This is a genomic window from Gordonia sp. 135, assembly GCF_009720185.1.
Taxonomy (GTDB): domain Bacteria; phylum Actinomycetota; class Actinomycetes; order Mycobacteriales; family Mycobacteriaceae; genus Gordonia; species Gordonia alkanivorans.
In genome coordinates, this window is sequence record NZ_CP046257.1 from 3,918,770 (window position 1) to 3,939,981 (window position 21,212).

Below are 21,212 nucleotides of genomic sequence, written 5' to 3' on the forward strand. Positions count from 1 at the left end.
TCACTGTGCCGGCAAGATCCGAAGTGCCTTGTCCAACAACGGACCGATCAGGGCGAGGGCCGCTCCATCGGCCATGCCGAGATGGGGGACGTCGACGTCGTGGTTCACGACGTCGCCGCTGACGTAAGGTCGCCAACTCGCCGCCACCCGGGCGGGATTCTCCTTGTCGGCGATGGCGGTGAACACGACGACGTCACCCGACAGCGCCGACGGCGTGTGTTCGGCCATTACGGTGTCGGCGACGCGGAAGCTCGTCATGATCCGGTCGATCTGATCGTCGTCGAGCAGTCCGGTGGCCCGCAGCTGGGTCCGGATCAGCTCGGCGACCTGTTCCGGCGTCGCCTCCCCTCCGTCGGCGGGTTCCAGATCGAACAGTGTCCGCCATGCCCCGAGCAGTTCGGCCACATCAGGCTCGGACTCCGTGCGATCATCGCGGGCGAGATCGGCCACCGACGGGGCCGCGTCCATGAGCGCGACGAGCCCGACGGTCTCTCCGGACGCCTGGATCTGCACCGCGATCTCCTGGGCGATCACACCACCGAGAGACCAACCGAGCAGGTGGTACGGGCCGGTCGGTTGCACCGCGCGGATCTCGCTCAGATAACGACGCGCCATCTCCACGACCGAATCGGCAGGTTCCTCACCCGTCACCACGTGCGGGTCCTGTACGCCGTAGATCGGCCGGTCCGCCACATATGGCGCCAGACCGCCGTAGAACCACGCCAGACCGCCTGCAGGATGCACACAGAAGAGTGGCGCACCCCGTCCCTCGGCCCGTAGCGGGATCACGATGTCACCGGTCAGCGCGGCCGACGATTCGGCCCGGAGATCTGCGAGCACACGGCTGGCGAGACCTCTCACGGTCGGGTCTGCGAAGAGCCACGCGAGATCGACCGCACGACCGGTCTTTTCACGCAATCGTCCGATGACGCGCGCCGCCGACAAGGAGTTGCCACCGAGGTCGAAGAACGACTCGGTCACGCTCACGCGTTCGATCCCCAGAACCTCGCCGACGACCTCGGCGATGAGCGACTCGGTCTCGTCTGCCGGCGGCACGTATTCCGCCGGCTTTACAACAGGCTGCGGGAGAGCCTTCCGGTCGATCTTGCCCGCCGCGCTGAGGGGCATCTCCTCGAGGACGACCCATGCAGTGGGCCTCATGTACTCGGGTAGGCCCCGGGCCACGACGTCCTTGACGACGTCCAGATCGACGGCTGCGGGGTCCGCCCCGGCGACATAACCCACCAGGCGCTCTTCGCCGGCTGCCTCCACGACCGCCGCGACCGCGTGCGCGACGCCCGGAGCCGATGCGGCGACCGACTCGATCTCACCGAGTTCGATGCGCTGACCACGTAGCTTGACCTGGAAATCGGTGCGGCCCAGGTACTCCAACTGCCCGCCTTCGTTCCACCGGACGAGGTCGCCCGTGCGATAGAGACGTGCGCCCGGGGCACCGAACGGATCGGCGACGAAGCGGTCGGCCGTCAGATCGGCGCGACTCGAGTAGGCACGAGCCAACTGCACACCTCCGAGGTACAGCTCACCGTTGACCCCGACGGGTACCGGACGCAATCGCGCATCCAGAACCCGCACCGTCGTGTTCCACACCGGTACGCCGATCGGGATGACGGTGTCGCCCGCCGACACCGGGTGATGGGTGACGTCCACCGCTGCCTCGGTGGGCCCGTAGAGGTTGTGCACGCTCACCTCCGGCAGCCTCGTCGACGCGTCCGCGGCCACGGACACCGGCAACGCCTCACCGGAAGTGAACAGCCGCCGAACGGAGTCGAGACGTCCGACGCCGTCCGGCCCGATCACCTCGAGGAATGTCGAGAGCATGGACGGGACGAAGTGCAGGGTCGACACCGCCTGGTCGGCGATCACCTGGGCCAGATAGTGCGGATCCCGATGCCCGTCCGGGCGTGCGATGACCAGTCGGGCGCCGGTCATCAACGGCCAGAAGAGCTCCCACACCGACACATCGAACGTCACCGGGGTCTTCTGCAGCACCACGTCGTCACCGGCGATCGGGAAGGCGCCCTGCATCCACTCCAGGCGGTTGACGATCGCCGCGTGCGAGACCGCGACACCCTTGGGACGCCCGGTCGAGCCGGAGGTGAAGAGGGTGTAGGCGAGGTGGTCCGGTAGCAGGACGCCGGTGCGCTCCTCGGCCGACACCCAACGGGGTGCATGGCGTCCGACGGGCTCGTCACAGTCGACGACGACACGGTCCAGATCGAGGTCTGGGAGCTGCTCTCCTGCGCCGGCCACCAGGGCCAGTCGCACCCCTGCGGTCGTCGCGATATGGCGCAGCCGATCCGCCGGCGCATCCACGTCGATCGGGACGTAGTGTCCGCCCGCGGCGACTACGGCGTGCACGGCGACCAGGAGCTCGACCGATCTCGGAATCGCGACTGCCACCGGCACGTCTGGCCCGACACCCCGCTCGATCAGGGTTCGCGCCAGACGGGCCACGCGTCCACCGAACTCAGCGTAAGAGACCTCCCGGCCCTCCACCACCAGGGCGGTCGCGTCCGGGGTGGCGGCGATCTGTCGTCCGACGAGATCGGGTAGCACTGCGGGCGCCACCGACACGTCGGGTCCAGATTCCCACTCGGCCACCTGCGCGGTGTCCTGGTCGAAGACCGGAACGTCGCCGACCGCGAGGCCGGGATCCACCGTGGCGCTGTCGAGTACCCGTACCAACTGGTCAGCCATGCGCTCGGCCGTCGCGGCGTCGAAGAGGTCGGTGGCGTAGATCAGGGATCCGTGCCAAGGATCGCCCGATCCCGCCGTCGTGATCCCGAAGGTGAGGTCGACTTGAGCCGGATAGTCGGCCGGGGCCACCGGTTCGACAGTCAGGTCGTCCCCGTCCACGTCGGCGTCCGGCGCGGACGGCGAGGGCTGACCGAATGTCAGCATCACCTGGGACAGAGGCGCGAACGACTGTGACCGGACGGGGTTGAGCTTCTCCACGAGATACTCGAACGGCACGTCGGAGTTGGCGAACGCGTCGAGGTCGGTCGTGCGGACCTGGTCGACCAGCTCGGCGAAAGTCGTTCCCGGCCTCACCTCAGTGCGCAGAACCAGGGTGTTCACGAACATTCCGACGAGGTCGTCGATCTCCCGCCGGCCACGACCCGCGACCGGCGTGCCGATGGCGATGTCGTCGTCTGCCGACAGTCGCGACAGCAGCACGGCGAGCGCTGCGTGAACCACCATGAACGGTGTCACACCGAGGAGTCGCGCGGTTTGTGCCGTCCTGTCCGCGACGGCGGGCGGCACCTCGAATTCCACGAGGGCCCCGCGCTGCGAGGCGACGGCGGGACGCGGGCGGTCCGTGGGGATGTCGATGACGTCCGGAATGCCGGCGAGGTGCTCGACCCAGTAGTCGAGCTGTCGTCCCAGAACGGATCGGCGATCGTCGACGGACCCGAGGACGGCGCGTTGCCAGAGCGCGACGTCGGCGAACTGCACCGGCAGCGGCGCCCAGTTCGGCTCCGATCCGGTGCGGCGCGACTCGTAGGCGACCACGAGGTCGCGCACGAACGGTCCCATGGACTCACCGTCGGCAGCGATGTGATGGACGACCACGGCCAGCAGATGCGATCGCCCGTCCGAGGTCTCGGCGAACAGGCGCACCCGTAACGGGGAGTCGACTGTCACGTCGAAACCTCGCGTCGCGGCGGCGATCAGTTCCTCCTGGGATTCGACCACGGCGAAATCGAGATCGCGCAGGGCGTCTCGCGGTTCGGCAATCGCCTGGACCGGGTCGCCGTCGATCGACGGATAAGTCGTCCGCAGCACCTCGTGGCGCTCGACGACGTCGCCGAGCGCGGCCTGCAGGGCGTCGACGTCGAGCGGCCCCCGCAGACGCAGTCCGGTCGGGATGTTGTACGCCGGCGACGTGGTGTCGAGCTGATTGATGAACCACATGCGCTGCTGCGCCAGTGACAGGGGAACACGTTCAGGCCGTGGCCCTGCGACGATCGGCGCGACACCGGTTCCGTCCGGCGGGGGCAGATGCCGGGCGAGTTCGGCAACCGACGGATGATCGAAGAGATCGCGCACCCCGACTCGACGGTCCACCAGTTCCGACAGCCGTCCGGCGACCCGGGTCGCCGACAGGGAGTTACCACCCAGGTCGAAGAACGACGCCGTCACCGACACATCGTCGACCGCGAGGACCTCGCGGAAAACTGCGGCGATCGCCTCCTCCGACGGGTTCCGCGGCGCCACCGTCTCGGTGGAGGCGAACTCGGGTTCCGGGAGAGCCCGGCGGTCGGCCTTGCCGATCGGGTTCAGCGGAATCCGTTCGAGCACCATCAGACTCGAGGGGACCATGTAGGCGGGCAACAGTGCCCCCAATTCGGACAGGATCTGCCCCGGCGTCTTGTCGACCCCGCCGGAGAGCGTGACATAACCGGCCAGTGCGGTGCCCGCCGGGCGCTCGACGGCGATGACTGCCGCCGCGGTCACCTCCTCGACTCGCAACAGCGCCGACTCGACCTCGCCGGTCTCGATACGCAGACCGCGGACCTTCACCTGGAAGTCCGTGCGACCCACATACTCGAGTTGATCGTCAGACCGCCACTTGACGAGATCGCCGGTGCGATACATCCGCGACCCCGGTTCGCCGTAGGGGTCCGCCACGAATCGCTCGGCGGTCAGCCCGCTCTGGTTGACGTAGCCGCGCGACAACTCCGGCCCCGCCAGATAGAGCTCGCCCGCCATGCCGACCGGGACCGGGTGCAGGGACTCGTCGAGGACCCGAGGGGCGACACCGGGCATCGGATCGCCGATCACCACACGCGCACCTGGCCGGAGATCGCGAGCAGTTATCGCGATGATCGTGGTCTCGGTGGGGCCGTACCCGTTGTACAGGGTGCGCCCGCCATCCGGTGTGACCCACCGGGCGACCTCGGTCTCGGGCACCGCTTCGCCCCCGAGCATGAGGTTCGTGAGTACACCATCGGCGACATCGGGCATGGTCGCCGCGACACTGGGGACGAGGAACGCGTGAGTGGTTCGGTGCTCGTCGACGAAACGCGTCAGCTCCGGTCCGCCGTAGGTGTCCGCCGGTGACACCACCAGGGTGGCTCCGTTCGGGAACGCGCCCAGTACCTCGAGCATCGTGGCGTCGAAGGCCGGTGAGCTGACTGCCAGCCACCGCGACGAGGGGCCCGAACGGTGCTTGTCGCGTAGACCGTCGGCGACGTTGCGCAAGCCGGTGTGGCTGACCATGACACCCTTCGGGCGTCCGGTGGAACCAGAGGTGAAGATCGCGTACGCGGCGTTGTGCGGGCGGATCGGCGCCCCACGGTCGGCGTCGGTGACCGGATCGGACGGCCACCGGTTCGAGATCGTCTGCAGGGCAGCGTGGTCGATGACGATCCACTCGGGTCCGGCCGGGAGCGACTCGACGCTCGCGGCCTCGGCCAGGCCGAGTGCCGCACCGCTGTCCTCGACGACCATCCGCACCCGATCGCTGGGGTACTTCGGGTCGATGGGCGTGAGGACCCCGCCGGCCTTGGCCACCGCCCACATCGCGATGTACATCAGGTCGGACCTGGAGAAGGCCGACAACACCATTGATTCCACGCGGACACCGCGCTCGATCAGCATCCTGGCCAGGGAGTTGCTCAGTTCGTCGACGCGGGCATAGGTCAGTGCACTGCCGTCGTAGATCACTGCGGTCGACGACGCATGGCGAGCCGCGGAGCCACTCAGCATCTCGGGGAGGGTGAGCACCGGGGCCGGCGTCGCACCCGTGACCGCGAGCCGTGCGGTCATCGCCTCGGCGTCGAGCAACTCGATCTGCCCGATGATGCGCTCGGGGTCGGCGGCGAACGATCCCAGTAGCCGACGGACGACCGCGGCGAAGCCGGCGACGGTCGGCTCGTCGAACACGTCCGGCAGGTACTTCAGTGTCAGCGTGAGACCACCCGCCGACGGCGCCGCGGCGAGGGTCAGCGGGTAATGCGTCGCGTCGCGCCCGGACACACCGCGGACCTCGAGTTCACCGCCTGCGACGGCGTCCGCCGCGCTCGACGTATCGACCGGATAGGACTCGTACACCGTCAGGGTGTCGAAGAGAGCGCTCTCCCCGATCGCCGCGGCGATCTCGGCGAGTCCGATGTGGTGGTGGTCCAGCACCGCGGTCTTCGCGCGCTGTAGCCGTCCCATGACGTCGGCAACCGTTGCGCGGGGGTCGACGTCGACGGCGACCGGCAGGGTGTTGATGAACAGCCCCACGATGGCCTCGGCACCGTCGAGATCGGCGGGCCGGCCGGAGACGGTCTCGCCGAACACCACCGACCGCTGCCCCGTCATACGCGACAACAGGACCGCCCACGCGGTCTGCAGCACCACGGACAGGGTCAACTCTCGCGTACGTGCTAGCTCGGTCAGCGACGCTGCCGCCGCCGCGTCGAGCTCGACCGCGAGATCGCGCGGAAGGGGCCGCTGCTCCGGCGACATCTGTGTCGGGGCGACGAGTGTCGGACCCTCTACCCCGGCAAGGGTCTCGCGCCAGGCCGCCAGTCCGGCGTCGCGATCGCGATGGCCCAACCATCGCAGGAATGCGTCGTAACCTGACGCATCAGACGCGGTCAGGATCGACCCGGTGAAGTAGGCGACGAGGAGATCGGTGAGCACCAGCGGTCCCGACCACCCGTCGAGGAGGATGTGATGGTTGGTGATCACCAGGCTGTGACGGTCGCCCGGTTCGGCGATCAGCGCGAAGCGGATGAGTCCGGGCCGCGCCATCTCGAACCGCGATTCCCGCTCCGCGTCGGCCACCGCGTTCCGGCGGTCGTCGAGTTCGGCGGCGGAGACATCGCGCAGATCGACCACCGACCACTCGGGCTCGACCTCAGGCGGGACCACTGCGACGACGGTTCCGGCGTTCGTGCGCACGTAGGCCGACCGGAGGATCGCATGGCGTGCGAGCAACAGTCGACTCGCGTGACGCATCCGGTCCGGCTCGAGCGTCCCGTGCAGTGACAGCGTGGCCTGGGTGACGTACACGTCCGCCGCTTCGTATTCCGCTGCCAGCTCGGCCTGATAGAAGAGTCCGCGCTGGAGCGGGGACAGCGGCCAGATCTCGGCGTCGCCGAAACGTGCGGTGAGATCGTCGACCTCCGCCTGGGTCAGCCCGGGAGCCAAGACATCCGACGGAGTCCGGCCCGGGACGCCGCCGTCGCCGACCCAGCCGACGAGAGTCCGCAGTGCCTCGAGCCAGCGACCGGCGATCTCGGTCACCTCGGCGTCGTCGAGGACCGCCGACGGGAAGGTGAGTTCGGCGTGCAGCACTCGGCGTCCGTCGACGACGATCGTCGACACGTTCACCGAGAGCACCGCGGAGACCGCCATCGCCCCCGATGCGGTCGGCGGGAGGCTGTAGCGCTCGGGCACCGGGGTGAACGGGACCAGGTCACCGTTCTCCACCGCCGCCGCGGTGTTGCCGAAGTAGTTGAAGCTCACCTCGGGTAGCGGCCGGTCGCGCAGACCCGACGCGGGGTCGAGGTAGCGGGCGGAGCCGAAGGACAGGCCCCGGGCAGGCATGGACCGGCGTGTCTCCTTGACCGCCTTGACACGCTGGACCAGTGCCGCGGCGTCAGCGGGAGTACTGCCGGCCACGTCGACTTCGATCGGCATGATCGAGGTGAACCAGCCGACGGTGCGGGCGAGATCCGCGCCCGGCGCGACCTCCTCCTCCCGACCGTGTCCTTCGAGCAGCACCGGTACCGACCCGAGTTCTCCCGACGCACCGACGGCGACGGCGAGGGCTGCGATCAGTGCGTCGTCGACGGCCGATCGGAAGGCGGCCGGTACGTCGACGAGCAACGGTTCGGCGACATCCGCGGGAACCTCGACGGCCAGGCTCCGGACGGTAGACATCCTGTCCCGGGCACGATCGAGGGGTGCCCACGCCTGCGGCCCCGCGGGCAGCTGGCGGCTCCAGAACGCCCGGTCGGCGTCGCTCGAGTCGGCGAGGCCGGCGAGTACGTCCGCCCACCGGCGGAACGACGTGCCAACCGGCTGCAGTTCCACGACCGCACCGGCGGCCACCTGAGCCCATGCAGTGGCGAGATCGGTGACGAGCACCTGCCAGGAGACCGCGTCCACGGCCAGGTGGTGGACCACGACGAGTAGACGGCCGTTCTCCCCATCGGTGGGCCGGAGCGCGACGAACTGCGCCATCGTGCCGGTCGCAGGATCGAGTCGGCCGAGGGCCTGCCGGTGGGCATCGAGCACGGTGGAAGTGAACTCTGTCTCGCCGGGTCGTGCCGAGGTCTCCATCATGCTGATCGCGGCTGTCGCGTCGAACGGCCCGCCCGCGGTCAGGACCGGCACGCCGTCGTCGTCAACCGCGAACGTCGCCGACAACATCGGATGGTGGGCGACGACCGCCGAGATGACTTGGGCGAGTTGTTCTTCGGTGAACACGTCGGGTAGGGCCAGTACCGCCGACTGGGAGAAGTCGGCAATGTCGGCGAGGGTGGCGGCATGCTCGAGCAACCAGTGCGCCATCGGGGGCGCGGTAACCGGACCGGTTGCGCCACCAGGCAATTCGGCGAGGACTTCGCCCTCACCACTACGGGCGACAGCGGCCAGGGCCCGGACCGTGCGGTACTCGAAGATGTCCCGCGGGGTGACGGTCAGTCCAGCGGCACGGAGTAGCGAGGACAACTGGATGGACATGATGCTGTCGCCGCCCAGTTCGAAGAACGAACGGGTAACCGAGATCTGGGGGTCACCCAGGACCATCGAGAAGACGTCGGCAAGGACCTGTTCGGTCGGGGTGGCCGGGGACTCGAAGGTGTCGTTGTCGACGATTCCCGGGACCGGCAAACCCGTCCGGTCGAGCTTGCCCGTCGGCGTGAGTGGAACCTCGTCCATTGCCACGATCGCCGACGGCACCATGTATTCCGCGAGCCGCCCGGCCAGTCGCTTCCGCGCGGCTTCGGCGTCGAAGGCGGCAGGCTCCGTGGTCACCACGTAGCCGATGAGGCGCTTGGTCCCCGTCGGACTGTCCATCCCGAGCGTGAACGCCTGATCGACTCCCGGCTCCTCGCTCAGCGCGGCGTCGATCTCCCCCAGCTCGACTCGCTGACCGTTGATCTTGACCTGGAAGTCCGAGCGTCCTGCGTAGAGAAGTTCGTGGTCGACGGTCCAGCGAGCGAGGTCGCCCGTCCGGTACATGCGTGTGCCGGGGGACGCGAACGGCGCGGCTACGAAGCGCGCGGCCGTGAGATCGGGTCGATGGAGGTATCCGCGGCCGACGCCATCGGCGATGACGTAGATTTCGCCGACGACTCCCACGGGAACGGGCTGCAGACGATTGTCGAGGAGCACCACGGCGAAGCCGGGGATCGGGCGCCCGATCGTGATCGGACGGTCCGGCACCATCGCGCCGACGGTGGACAGCACCGTGGCCTCGGCGGGACCGTAGAAGTTCCAGATCGGACTCAGGTTCGCGAAGCGGGCCACCAGCTCAGGCGGGCAGGGCTCGCCTGCGGTCAGGAGGTGACGGACCGTGGGAATCAACTCTGGGTACAGGGTCCCGAGAACGGACGGCGTGACAACCATGTCGGTGACGCCGCCCGCCGTGACCACCTCTGCCAGAGGTTCGCCGGCATAGGCATCCGCCGGCGCGATCACGGTCGTGAAACCGGGTAGGTAACCCCACATCAACTCGAAGAACGCAGCGTCGAAACTCGGTGACGCCACGTGCAGCACCCGCACGTCGGGCCCCTTCCCGGACACCGTGAGCTGCCGGGAGAGGAGGTCGGCGATGCCGCGGTGGGAAACCGCCACGGCCTTGGGCCGCCCGGTCGATCCCGAGGTGTAGATGAGATAGGCGAGGTTGTCGAGGCGAACCGCCGCCAGGCGTTCACCGTCGGCGATCGGGGCATCCGACCGACCCGCTATCCGGGCGCCGGTCGCGGGATCGTCCAGCACCACCCAGTCGGTGTCGGTCAGCCCACGGAAGGACGCCGCGTCGCCCGCGACGGTCACACCGACCGACACCCGCGAATCGGTGAGCATGTGACGAATCCGGTCGGCGGGGTGCCGCGGATCCACCGGAAGGTGGGCGCCGCCGGCCTTGATGACCGACCACACCGCGATCACCGACTCCATGGACCGCGAGATGCCAACTGCTACGGGAATTTCCGGACCGACGCCACGTTCGATGAGTTCTCGGGCGAACCTGTTGGTCACCGCCTCGAACTCAGGGTAGGTCATGACCCGGTCCCCCTCGATCACCGCGGGGCGATCGAGGTCGAGGTCTCGCGCGGCGAGCATGTCGGTCAAGGTGGCCGGTTGGACACCCTCGGTACGGGCGAGGGCCACAGGCGCCAGCCGAGCGCGTGTCTCGTCGTCGACGATGGCGATCTCCCCGACCGGTCGGTCCGGATCCGCAGTCATCGCGGCCAGGACCAGGCGGAGCACACCGACGAAACGGTCGACGGTATCCGTGTCGAAAAGTGTGGCGGCGAAGGAGACCTCACCGCGGAGTTCCCGGGCGTCGGACTCACCGGCACGTTCGGTGAAAGCGAAGGCGAGGTCGAACTTCGTCGCGGGGGCGGCGGCTTCCTCGAAGCCCACCCCGAACGACGTGAGTGCCTCGGCGATGTCTTCCTGGTCGGATTCCACGAGATAGTTGAAGCCGACCTGGAAGAGCGGTGCATGCGCGGTGGATCGTTGCGGCGCAATCGCTTCGACGATCTGCTCGAATGGCACATCGGCGTGCGCGAACGCGTCGAGATCCTCCTGCCGAACGCGGGCGAGCAAGTCGCGGACAGACTCCGCAGAGTCGACGACGGTTCGCAACACCACCGTGTTCACGAACATGCCCACCATCTCGTCGAGTGCGGCCTCGCCACGTCCGGCGACGGCCGCGCCGACCGCGATGTCGTCGGTCCCGGCCACGCGTGCGAGGGTCGCGGCGAGCGCGGCGTGGACGACCATGAACGGTGTCCCGCCGACGGCACCGGCGAGTTCACCCACCGCGCCCATGACCGCGGGCTCGATGGTGAAGTCGACCCGGCCCGCGGTCGGATCGAACACCGGCGGCCGTGGGCGGTCGGTGGGCAGGGGCAACACCTCAGGCAGGTCGACGAGGCGCCCCCGCCAGTATTCGATCTGTGCCGCGAGAACGGAAGAGGGGTCGTCCGGGTCTCCGAGAACCCGGCGCTGCCACAGGGCGAAGTCCGCGTACTGCACCGGGAGGGCCCGCCATTCCGGTGCCCGGCCGCTGACCCGGGCGGCGTATGCGGTGACCAGATCGCGGGCGAGGACGGGGGCCGACTCGCCGTCCGAGGCGATGTGATGGGTCACGAGGAGCACCAGGTGGTCGCCGGCGTCGACCTCGGCCACCCGGACCCGGATGGGCAGATCGCGCTTGACGTCGAAACCCTCGACGGCAGCGGCACGTATGTCGTCGGCGCTCCCGGCCGTCCGCCAGTCCAGGCGTCGGGCGGCCTCATCCACGTCGAGCACCTGCTGGTGAGGGGTGCCGTCCTCGGCGGGGAAGACGGTGCGCAGCACCTCGTGTCGTGCCACCGTGTCGGTGACCGCGGCATGCAGCGCGTCGAGGTCGAGGTCACCGGCCACCCGCAATGCGACGGGCACGTTGTACGCCGGTGAGGTGGTGTCGAACTGGTTGATGAACCACATTCTCTGCTGGGCGTAGGACAGCGGGATGCGGACCGGGCGCGGACCCGCGACCAGGGGTTCGCGACCCGAGGCGTCACGTCCAGCGGTGCCGGCCACCAGGGCACGCACGCTCGGCGCATCGAACAGGTCACGCGCGGAGACCGGCCGGCCGAGGCGTTCGCTGACACGGGCGACGACCCTGGTCGCCGACAGAGAATTGCCCCCGAGATCGAAGAACGAGTCGGTGACCGACACCTGTTCCACGCCGAGCACATCGGCGAATACCGCGGCGACATGGGCTTCGGCATCGTCGGCCGGGGCGACGTACTCCCCCACCTCGATGACCGGCTCTGGGAGTGCGGCCTTGTCGAGCTTGCCGACCGGTGTCAGCGGCAGAGAGTCAAGCACCGTGATCGACGCCGGAACCATGTGCGCCGGTAGCCGTTCGGACAGGTGTGTCCGCAGTTCGGTCACATCGATCGAGTCGCGGTCGCCGACCACGTATGCGGCCAGCGCCGTTGCCACCGACCCGCCGACCCCGACCACCACCGCGGAGTCCACGGCACGGTGCGAGGTCAGCGTGCTCTCGATCTCCCCGAGTTCGATGCGTAGACCGCGCAGCTTGACCTGGTCGTCGCTGCGGCCCGAGTACTCGAGTACGACCTGGCCGGAGTCGTCCTTGCGCCACCGCACGACGTCACCGGTCCGGTACATGCGGTCCCCGGGAATCCCGTACGGATTGGCGACGAACCGCACCGCGGTCAGCGCCGGGTGGTCCAGGTAGCCACGCGAGATGGCGTGTCCGACGACGTACAGCTCACCGGGCACTCCGACGGGCACAGGCTTGAGCCGGTTGTCGAGGACCAGCAGCCCGACGCCGTCGATCGGACGGCCCAGGTACACCGGCGCACCGATATGCATCGGCTCGCTGATGGTGACACCGATGGTGGTCTCGGTCGGGCCGTACAGGTTCTGGATCCGACGCATCGTCGCCCAGTCGTCCTTGAGTGCCTGAGGCACCGCTTCGCCGCCGGCGTAGACGACGCGCAGGGCCGGCAGCGCCGTGGACTGCAACGTGGACAGGACCGTCGGCGTCAAGAACGTATGGGTGACCGCCTGCCGCATCATGAAGTCCTGCAGCTCCGGCCCGCCGACCGCCTCGCTCGGACGGTAGATCAGGACACCACCGCTGACGGTCGCCAGCAGGTACTCCAGCACCGACGCATCGAAGCTCGGCGACGCGAAGCCCAGCACGCGACTGTATTCGTCTGCGCTGGAACGCTTCCGTTCCTCGGCGGCGAAGTTCGCGAGACCGGTGTGGGTGACGACGACACCCTTCGGCCGCCCGGTCGATCCCGACGTGAAGATCACGTAGGCGGTGTTGTGCACCCGCGTCGGTGTCGGCCGTTCCTCATCGACGATCGGATCGGCGCTCATCGTCTCGATCTCGGCGACGACGCCGGGATCGTCGAGACGCTCCCAGCTGCCGAACCGGCCCCGCGGCAGCTCGCCGGACCCTGAGACGCTGAGGCCGAGAACGGCTCCGGAGTCCTCGACCATCGCCGCGACCCGCTCGGACGGATAGTCGGGATCGATGGGCACATATGCGCCACCGGTCTTGGCCACCGCCCAGATCGCGGTCAACAACCGGGCGGAGCGGCCGATGGCGAGGGCGACCAGGGTCTCGGTCCCGACCCCGCGGCGTAGCAGCCATCGGGCCAGCCGGTTGGACTCTGCGTCGAGCTGCGCGTACGTGAGGGTCGCTCCCTCTGCGTCGACGACTGCCTGGCGTGGTCCCCAGGTCGTGGCGGCCTCGGCGAAGATCTCCCGCAGCAGGACCGGTGCGGTGCTCGGACCGCTGACGGCGAGTACCTCTGGGTCTGTGCCCTCCAGCGGATCGAGTACCCGGTAGCCGGCGCCTCCGGCGACCGAGGAGGACTCCGGCGCCTGGGCCGCCGCGGGGCCACCGTGGTCCCGCGCCCGCAGGGGGAGGTCACCCACTGCCACCGACGGATCCGCCAGTGCCGCCTCGAGGATTCCGACGAGATAGTCGCCGAAGGTCAGCACGGTGGTCGCCTCGAACAGGTCGGTGGCGTACAGCAGCGCGATACGCCAGTCGCCCTCGCCGGGCACGACTCCGACCAGCAGATCGACGCGGGCCGGGACCGAGCCGGTGATGACCGGCGCGACCTGCAGGCCGGCTATCTCCCCAGCCGCAAGATCTGAACCGGCCAGCTCGGGCAGAGCAGTCTGGTCGAACGTGAGCCAGATCTGGGTGAACGGCGCGAACGCATCCGATCGTGTCGGCCGGAGCGCGTCGACGACCACTTCGAAGGGGACGTCGGCGTTCGACATCGCCTCGACATCGGCTGCGCGCGCACGGTCCAGCAGATCGGCGAACGACGCCCCCGAGTCGACCTGGGTACGCAGGACGAGGGTGTTGACGAACATGCCGACGAGCGGATCGAGCACCGCCTGGCCGCGGCCCGCGACGGGTGTGCCGATGGCGATGTCGTCGTTCGCCGACAATCTGGCGACCATGGCGGCCAACGCCGCGTGCACCACCATGAACGGTGTCACACCGAGTTCGGTGGCCCGTTTGCCGATCTGGTCGGCGATCTCCGCGGGGATCGACATCTCGACCCGATCACCCTGCCGGGTGGCGACTGCCGGCCGGGGACGGTCGGTGGGCAACTCCACCAGGTCCGGGAGCCCGGCCAGCGCACTCCTCCAGAAGTCGAGCTGTCCGCCGACGGTCGACGACGGGTCGTCGAACGCCCCGAGCACGGTGTGCTGCCAGATCGCGAAATCGGCGAACTGGACCTCCAACGGGGCGAGGTCGGGGTCGCGCTCTTCGATCTCGGCGAGATACGCCGCGACGAGATCGGAGACGAACGGGCCCATCGATTCGCCGTCGAAGGCGATGTGGTGCACGACGATCGCGAGGATGTGTTCGCCGTCGTCGACCTGCCACAACCGGATCCGGATCGGCCACTGCTTGGCGACGTCGAATCCGCGGTCGACGGCCCCGGCGATCTCCTCCTCGGAGTCCACGACGTCCCAGTCCAACCGGGCTGCGATCGTCGATGCGCGTCCGACCTTCTGGTACGGCTCGCCGTCGACGGCCGGGAATGACGTGTGCAGGACTTCGTGCCTGCGGACCACACCGACGATCGCCGCGTGCAGAGCGTCGGTGTCGAGGTCACCGGTAAGACGCAGCACGGTCGGGATGTTGTAGGCAGCCGAATCCGTGTCGAACTGGTTGACCAGCCACATGCGTCGCTGGGCGAAGGACAGCGGTATCCGTTCCGGTCGCGGGTCCACTGCGACGATGGGTGCGAGCGCCGCATCCTGCTCGGACACCGCGGCGGCGAGCTCACGCACCGATGGCGCGTCGAAGATCGTTCGCACTCCGAGATTGACACCGAAGATCTCACCGGCCCGCGCGGCGACCCGGGTCGCAGAGAGCGAGTTGCCGCCCAGGTCGAAGAACGACTCGACAACGCTGACCTTCTCGACCCCGAGCACGTCGGCGACCACCGCGGCGATCGCAGACTCCTTCTCGTCTTCGGGGCCCACGTACTCCGCGGCCTCGAAGACCGGCGCGGGCAACACCTTTCGATCGATCTTGCCCGAAGTGGTCAGCGGCATCTCGTCCAGCACCACCCATGCGGTGGGTCGCATGAACTCCGGGAGATGCTCGGCTGCAACCGTCTTGACGGCGTCCAGATCGACCGCCCCGGCAACGGAGACGTAGCCGACGAGCTGTTCGCCACCATGAGCCGACACCACCGCGGCTGCGGCGTTCACCACCCCGGGCGCGGAGGCAAGCACAGCCTCGATCTCGCCCAGTTCGATCCGCTGACCACGAAGCTTGACCTGGAAGTCGGTGCGCCCCAAGTACTCCAGTTCCCCCTCGCGTGCCCACCGAACGAGGTCACCTGTGCGGTAGAGCCGCTGCCCGGGGGCACCCGAAGGTGCTGCGACGAACCTGTCGGCGGTGAGATCCGGACGGCCGGCGTAGCCGCGCGCCAGCTGAACGCCACCGAGGTACAGCTCACCTGCCACCCCGATCGGGACCGGGCGCAGGCGTGCATCGAGGACGTGGACGCTCGTATTCCACACCGGGGCACCGATCGGTATCGCCGGATCACCGGCGAACACCTCGTGCGCGGTGACATCCACCGCAGCCTCGGTCGGACCGTACAGGTTGTGCAGGCTCGCTCCGGCCAGCAACTCGAGTGCGGTCCCCGCCACCGCCGGGGCGAGCGCCTCGCCGGAGGTGAAGACCTGCCGCACCGAACGGAGATCCGCGGAGTCCTGGCCTGCGAGAACGTCGGCGAAGGTCGACAGCATGGACGGCACGAAGTGCAGGGTCGTGACCCGCTGCGTCGCGATCAGTGAGGCGAGGTACATCGGGTCGCGGTGTCCATCGGGCTCGGCGATCACGAGTCGCGCGCCGGTCAGCAACGGCCAGAACAACTCCCACACCGACACGTCGAAGGTGTACGGGGTCTTCTGCAGGACCGCGTCTGCCGCATTGAGGGCGTACCGGGACTGCATCCACTGCAGACGATTCACGATCGCCTCATGGGAGACCGTCACACCCTTCGGACGTCCGGTCGATCCGGACGTGAAGATGGTGTAGGCGGCCGACGCTGGTCTCAATGGGGCGACACGCTCGTCGTCCGTGACCGCCGGCGTCGCGACGTCCACCTCGGAGGAACAGTCGATCACGATGCGATCCACGTCGGTGGTACCGGACCAGACCGGTGCGTCGGCGGCCACCAGCAGAAGCCGCGTGTCGGCGGTCTCGAGCATGTAGCGAGCGCGGTCCTCGGGCGCGTCGACGTCGACCGGCACATAGTGTCCGCCGGCGGTGACGATGGCGTGAACGGCGACGAGCATCTCGACCGAACGCGGAATGGACACCGCGACGGCCACGTCTGGTCCGACTCCCCGCGCGATGAGCTCCCGCGCGGTCTCCGCGACACGCGCACCGAACTCTCGGTAGCTCATCTCGCGGTCGCCGGACACGAGTGCGGTACGCCGTGCGTTCGGTGCCACCTGGGCTGCGAGCAGATCCGGCAGCACTGCGGTGGGCAGCGGAACCCGGTCGCCGGTGGACCAGGCCGAGACCTCCGAGTCGACGTCGCCGAAGACTGGGGCATCGCCGATCGCGGAGTCAGGCCGCGCGACCAGGGTCTCGACGGTTCGGAGCAGCCGGTCGGCAAAGGTGCCGACGGTGGCCGGGTCGAACAGGTCGGTCGCGTAGCGGATGACGCCACTCCACGCCGAGCTTTCCGCGCCCTGCAGGACCTCGACGGTGAGGTCGTACTGACTGGGTCGGTCGCCGGTCTGCATCGGTGCGATGTGCAATCCGGCCAGCGACACCGGTTCGTCGGTGTCGTCGAGGACGTTGAGCAATATCTGGGCGAGCGGCGCGAAGGCCTGCGAGCGGACCGGGTTCAGTTTCTCGACGAGGTATTCGAACGGTACGTCGGCGTTCGCGTAAGCGTCGAGGTCCACCCGGCGCACATCGTCGAGCAGACGGTCGAACGTCATCGACGGCTCGACGCCGGTGCGCAGGACGAGGGTGTTGACGAACATGCCCACGAGAGGGTCGAGTTCCGGACGGCCGCGCCCCGCGACCGGGGTCGCGATCGTAATGTCGTCCACCGCAGCGAGGCGAGAGATCAGGGCGGCGAGGGCTCCGTGGAGAACCATGAAGGGAGTGATGCCGCGCTCACGCGCCACCGAGATGACTCGTGTCACCACGTCGGCGGGTAGTTCGAACGGAACCGACGCGCCGCCCATCGACGCAACCCGCGGACGCGGACGGTCGGCAGGGAGGTCGATCACGTCGGGTGAGCCGGCCAGCTGGTCCTGCCAGTAGCCGGCCTGCCGTCCGACGATCGACGACGGGTCGTCGGCATCGCCGAGGACGTCGCGTTGCCAGACGGCGAAGTCGGCGAACTGGATCGCCAGTGGGGCCAGCTGCGGGGTCTCACCGCGTCGGCGCGCGTCGTACGCGACGACGACGTCGGTGACCAGCGGCCGAATGGACTCGGCGTCACCGGCGATGTGATGAAGCACCACCACCAAGACGTGACGGTCGGCTGCCTCCCGGAGCAAACGAACCCGTACCGGGAGATCCGCGGTGACATCGAAACCTCGCGCCGCAGAGGCGTACAGCGCGTCGAGATCGGTCTCGTCGGCCCAATCCAGCGCGGGGCGCGCCCGGTCGACGGGCCAGATCTGCTGCACCGGTTGGCCGTCCACCGATGGATACGTGGTGCGCAGCACTTCGTGACGTTCGATGACGTCACCGACCGCTGCGCGCAGGGCGTCGGTGTCGAGGTCACCGGTCAAACGCAACCCGGCCACGATGTTGTACGCACCCGAAGACGCATCGAACTGATTGATGAACCACATCCGCCGCTGCGCAAACGACAACGGCAACCGCTGCGGACGCGCACCCGCCACGATCGGCGGAAGCGCCTGCACCGAACCGACATCCACCCGCACCGCCAGCTCACGCACCGACGGCGCATCGAACACCATCCGCACCGTCACCTCGGCATCGAGCGCATCGGCCACCCGCGCCGCCAGCCGTGTCGCCGACAACGAGTTCCCACCGATATCGAAAAACGACTCCACCACACTGACCTGCTCGACCCCGAGCACATCGGCGAACACATCCGCGATCACCCGCTCCAGATCGGACTCCGGCCCCACATACTCCGCCGAGGTGAACTCCGGCTCCGGCAACGACTTCCGATCCAACTTGCCCGCACTGTTGAGCGGCACATCCTCCAGCACCACCCACGCGGTGGGACGCATGTACTCCGGCAACCCGACCGCAACCGACGCCTTGATCGCCTCGAGGTCCAACCGCTCCCCCGGACCACCCGCAACATAACCGACCAGATGCTCACCACCAGCAGCACTGACCACCGTCGCCGCCGCATGCACCACACCCGGCGCACCCGCCAACACCGCCTCGATCTCACCGAGCTCGACCCGCTGACCCCGCAACTTCACCTGGAAATCGGTACGCCCCAGATACTCCAAGTCCCCACCAGCATTACGCCGCACCAAGTCACCGGTCCGATACAACCGCTCACCCGGCCCACCGAACGGATCAGCCACAAACCTCTCAGCAGTCAGATCCGGACGCGCCGCATACCCACGCGCCAACTGCACACCACCGACATACAACTCACCGACCACACCATCAGGCACCAACCGCAAACGCGAATCCAACACAAACGACGTCGAATTCCACACCGGCCGACCGATCGGCACATTCAACACACCATCAGCCCGACCCACACGCTGATACGTGATCTCCACCGCCGCCTCGGTCGGACCATACAAGTTGTACAACTCCGCCGACGGAACCGCCGCCAACGCCTGCCCCGCCACCGCAGGCGGCAACGCCTCACCCGAAATGCCGACGTGGCGAAGGCTGGTCAAGCCCTCGAGGCGACGTGGTCCCGCGAGATCGAGGAAGACCGACAGCATCGACGGCACGAAATGCACCATCGTCGCCCGAGTCTCCCGGATCGTCTCCGCGACATAGACCGGATCCAGATGACCATCAGCCCTGAGCACCACCACCGTCGCACCCACCATGAACGGCGCGAACAACTCCGGCACCGACACATCAAAGGTGTACGGCGTCTTGAGCACCACCACATCCGACTCATCGATCGGCAACTGATGCAGACCCCACCACAACCGGTTCACCACCGCCGCATGCGGCAACGTCACACCCTTGGGCCGACCCGTCGAACCCGACGTGAAAATCGTGTACACCGCCGAGGACACCGACAACACACCACGACGCTCCGCAGCAGTCACCGGACACGTATCACCCACCACCGGACCCGACGCATCCACCACAAACGTCCGCGCACCACAATCAGCCACCGCCGCCGGAACCGGCCCAGGACCGACCAACACCAACTCAGCACCCGCGGTCTCCACCATGTACCGCACACGCTCAACCGGAGCACCGGTATCGATCGGCACATACTGCCCACCCGCCGACACCACCGCATGAATCGCCACAACCATGTCCACCGACCGCGGAACACACACACCCACAGCCACATCCGGACCCACACCGGCATCGATCAACGCACGCGCCAACACCGCCACACGATCAGACAACTCGCCATACGACACCGACCGGCCCTCGAACACCAGAGCCACCGCATCCCGATCACGAGCCACACCCGCCGCCAACACATCAGCAACCGTCTCCGGCACCAACTCCCGCGACTCACCCGTCGACACCGCCAGAACCGTGCCTGCTTCGTCGGTGTCGAGGACGCGGATATCGTCCACCCGCAGACCCGGGTCGGGCACCTGGGCGAGAATCCGCTCGAGCATCGTCATGTAAGTCTCAGCCGCGGCCCGGGACACGTGGGCAGGACGGTACTTGAGTGTCAGACGAAGCTCCCCACCGATCGGCGAGACCTCGAGGGTCATGGCGTAATGGGTGGCGTCCTTCATCTCGACGTCGTCGATCTGCAGATCCGCGGACCGGTCGGCAGCGGCGGCTTCGCCGAGCTGGATCGGATAGGACTCGAACACGAAGAGCGTGTCGAAGAGACCGTCAAACGGTGAGACCTGCAAGATCTCCGACAGTCCGATGTGCTGGTGATCGAGGACACGCAGCTTCGAGGAGTGCAGTGCCTGAATACCATCCGCGACACGGACGCCAGGGTCGACCTCGGCCACCACCGGAATCGTGTTGATGAACAGCCCGACTGCCCGATCGATGCCTTCCAGCACCGACGGCCTACCCGAGACCGTCTCTCCGAAAGACACAACCGGAGTACCGCTGACACGTGCGAGGAGGACGGCCCAACCAAACTGGACCACTTCGGCCACCGTGGCGTCAAGCGAACGCGCCAGCGCATTCAACTCGAGTACTCGGCGCTCATCCAGGGTGAAGTGGGTCGACCCGGGCAGTGCTTCCTGCGCTCCCGGTCGGCTCGACCCCACGATCGTCGGCTCTTCCAGCGGTGCCAGGACCTCTTGCCACGCCCGCAGACCGGCGTTCGAGTCCTGCGACGCGAGCCATCGCAGGTAGTCGGCGAACTCGGCGCCCTTCGAGACGCCGGCGTCGGTCACCGTGGTACCGGTTCGGTAAACCGATACTAGGTCGGCGAGCACGAGCGGCGCAGACCAACCGTCCATGATGATGTGATGGTTGGTGAACACCAGAGCGCACCTGCCACCCGGCATCCGCACAAGCAGGAACCGCAGCAGCGGCGCACGGCTCAGATCGAAGGGGCGGGTGTACTCGCGGTCCACCAATGCATCGAGCCGCGCACTCGCGTCGTCATCGGAGAGCTCCGAGAGGTCCTCGACACCGATCGGCGTGCTGACCGAGGAACGGACCACGACTACCGGTTCGCCGCTTTCGGCTCGGAAGAACGAAGAACGAAGTGCAGCGTGTCGCCGTGTGACCGCATCGGCCGCTCGCTGAAGGCGCATTTCGTCGACGTCCCCGGCGACGCCGATGACCGACT

At 68.1% G+C, this 21,212-nt stretch carries 1 protein-coding gene (cut by a window edge); it reads right to left on the reverse strand.

The features are described 5' to 3' along the window. On the reverse strand, positions 1 to 21,212 hold the 3' portion of the coding sequence (locus tag GKZ92_RS17905) for a non-ribosomal peptide synthase/polyketide synthase (protein ID WP_155225490.1). It continues 13,279 nt past the right edge of the window; only the last 21,212 of its 34,491 coding nucleotides appear in the window; its start codon lies beyond the right edge, outside the window; it ends in the stop codon at positions 1 to 3.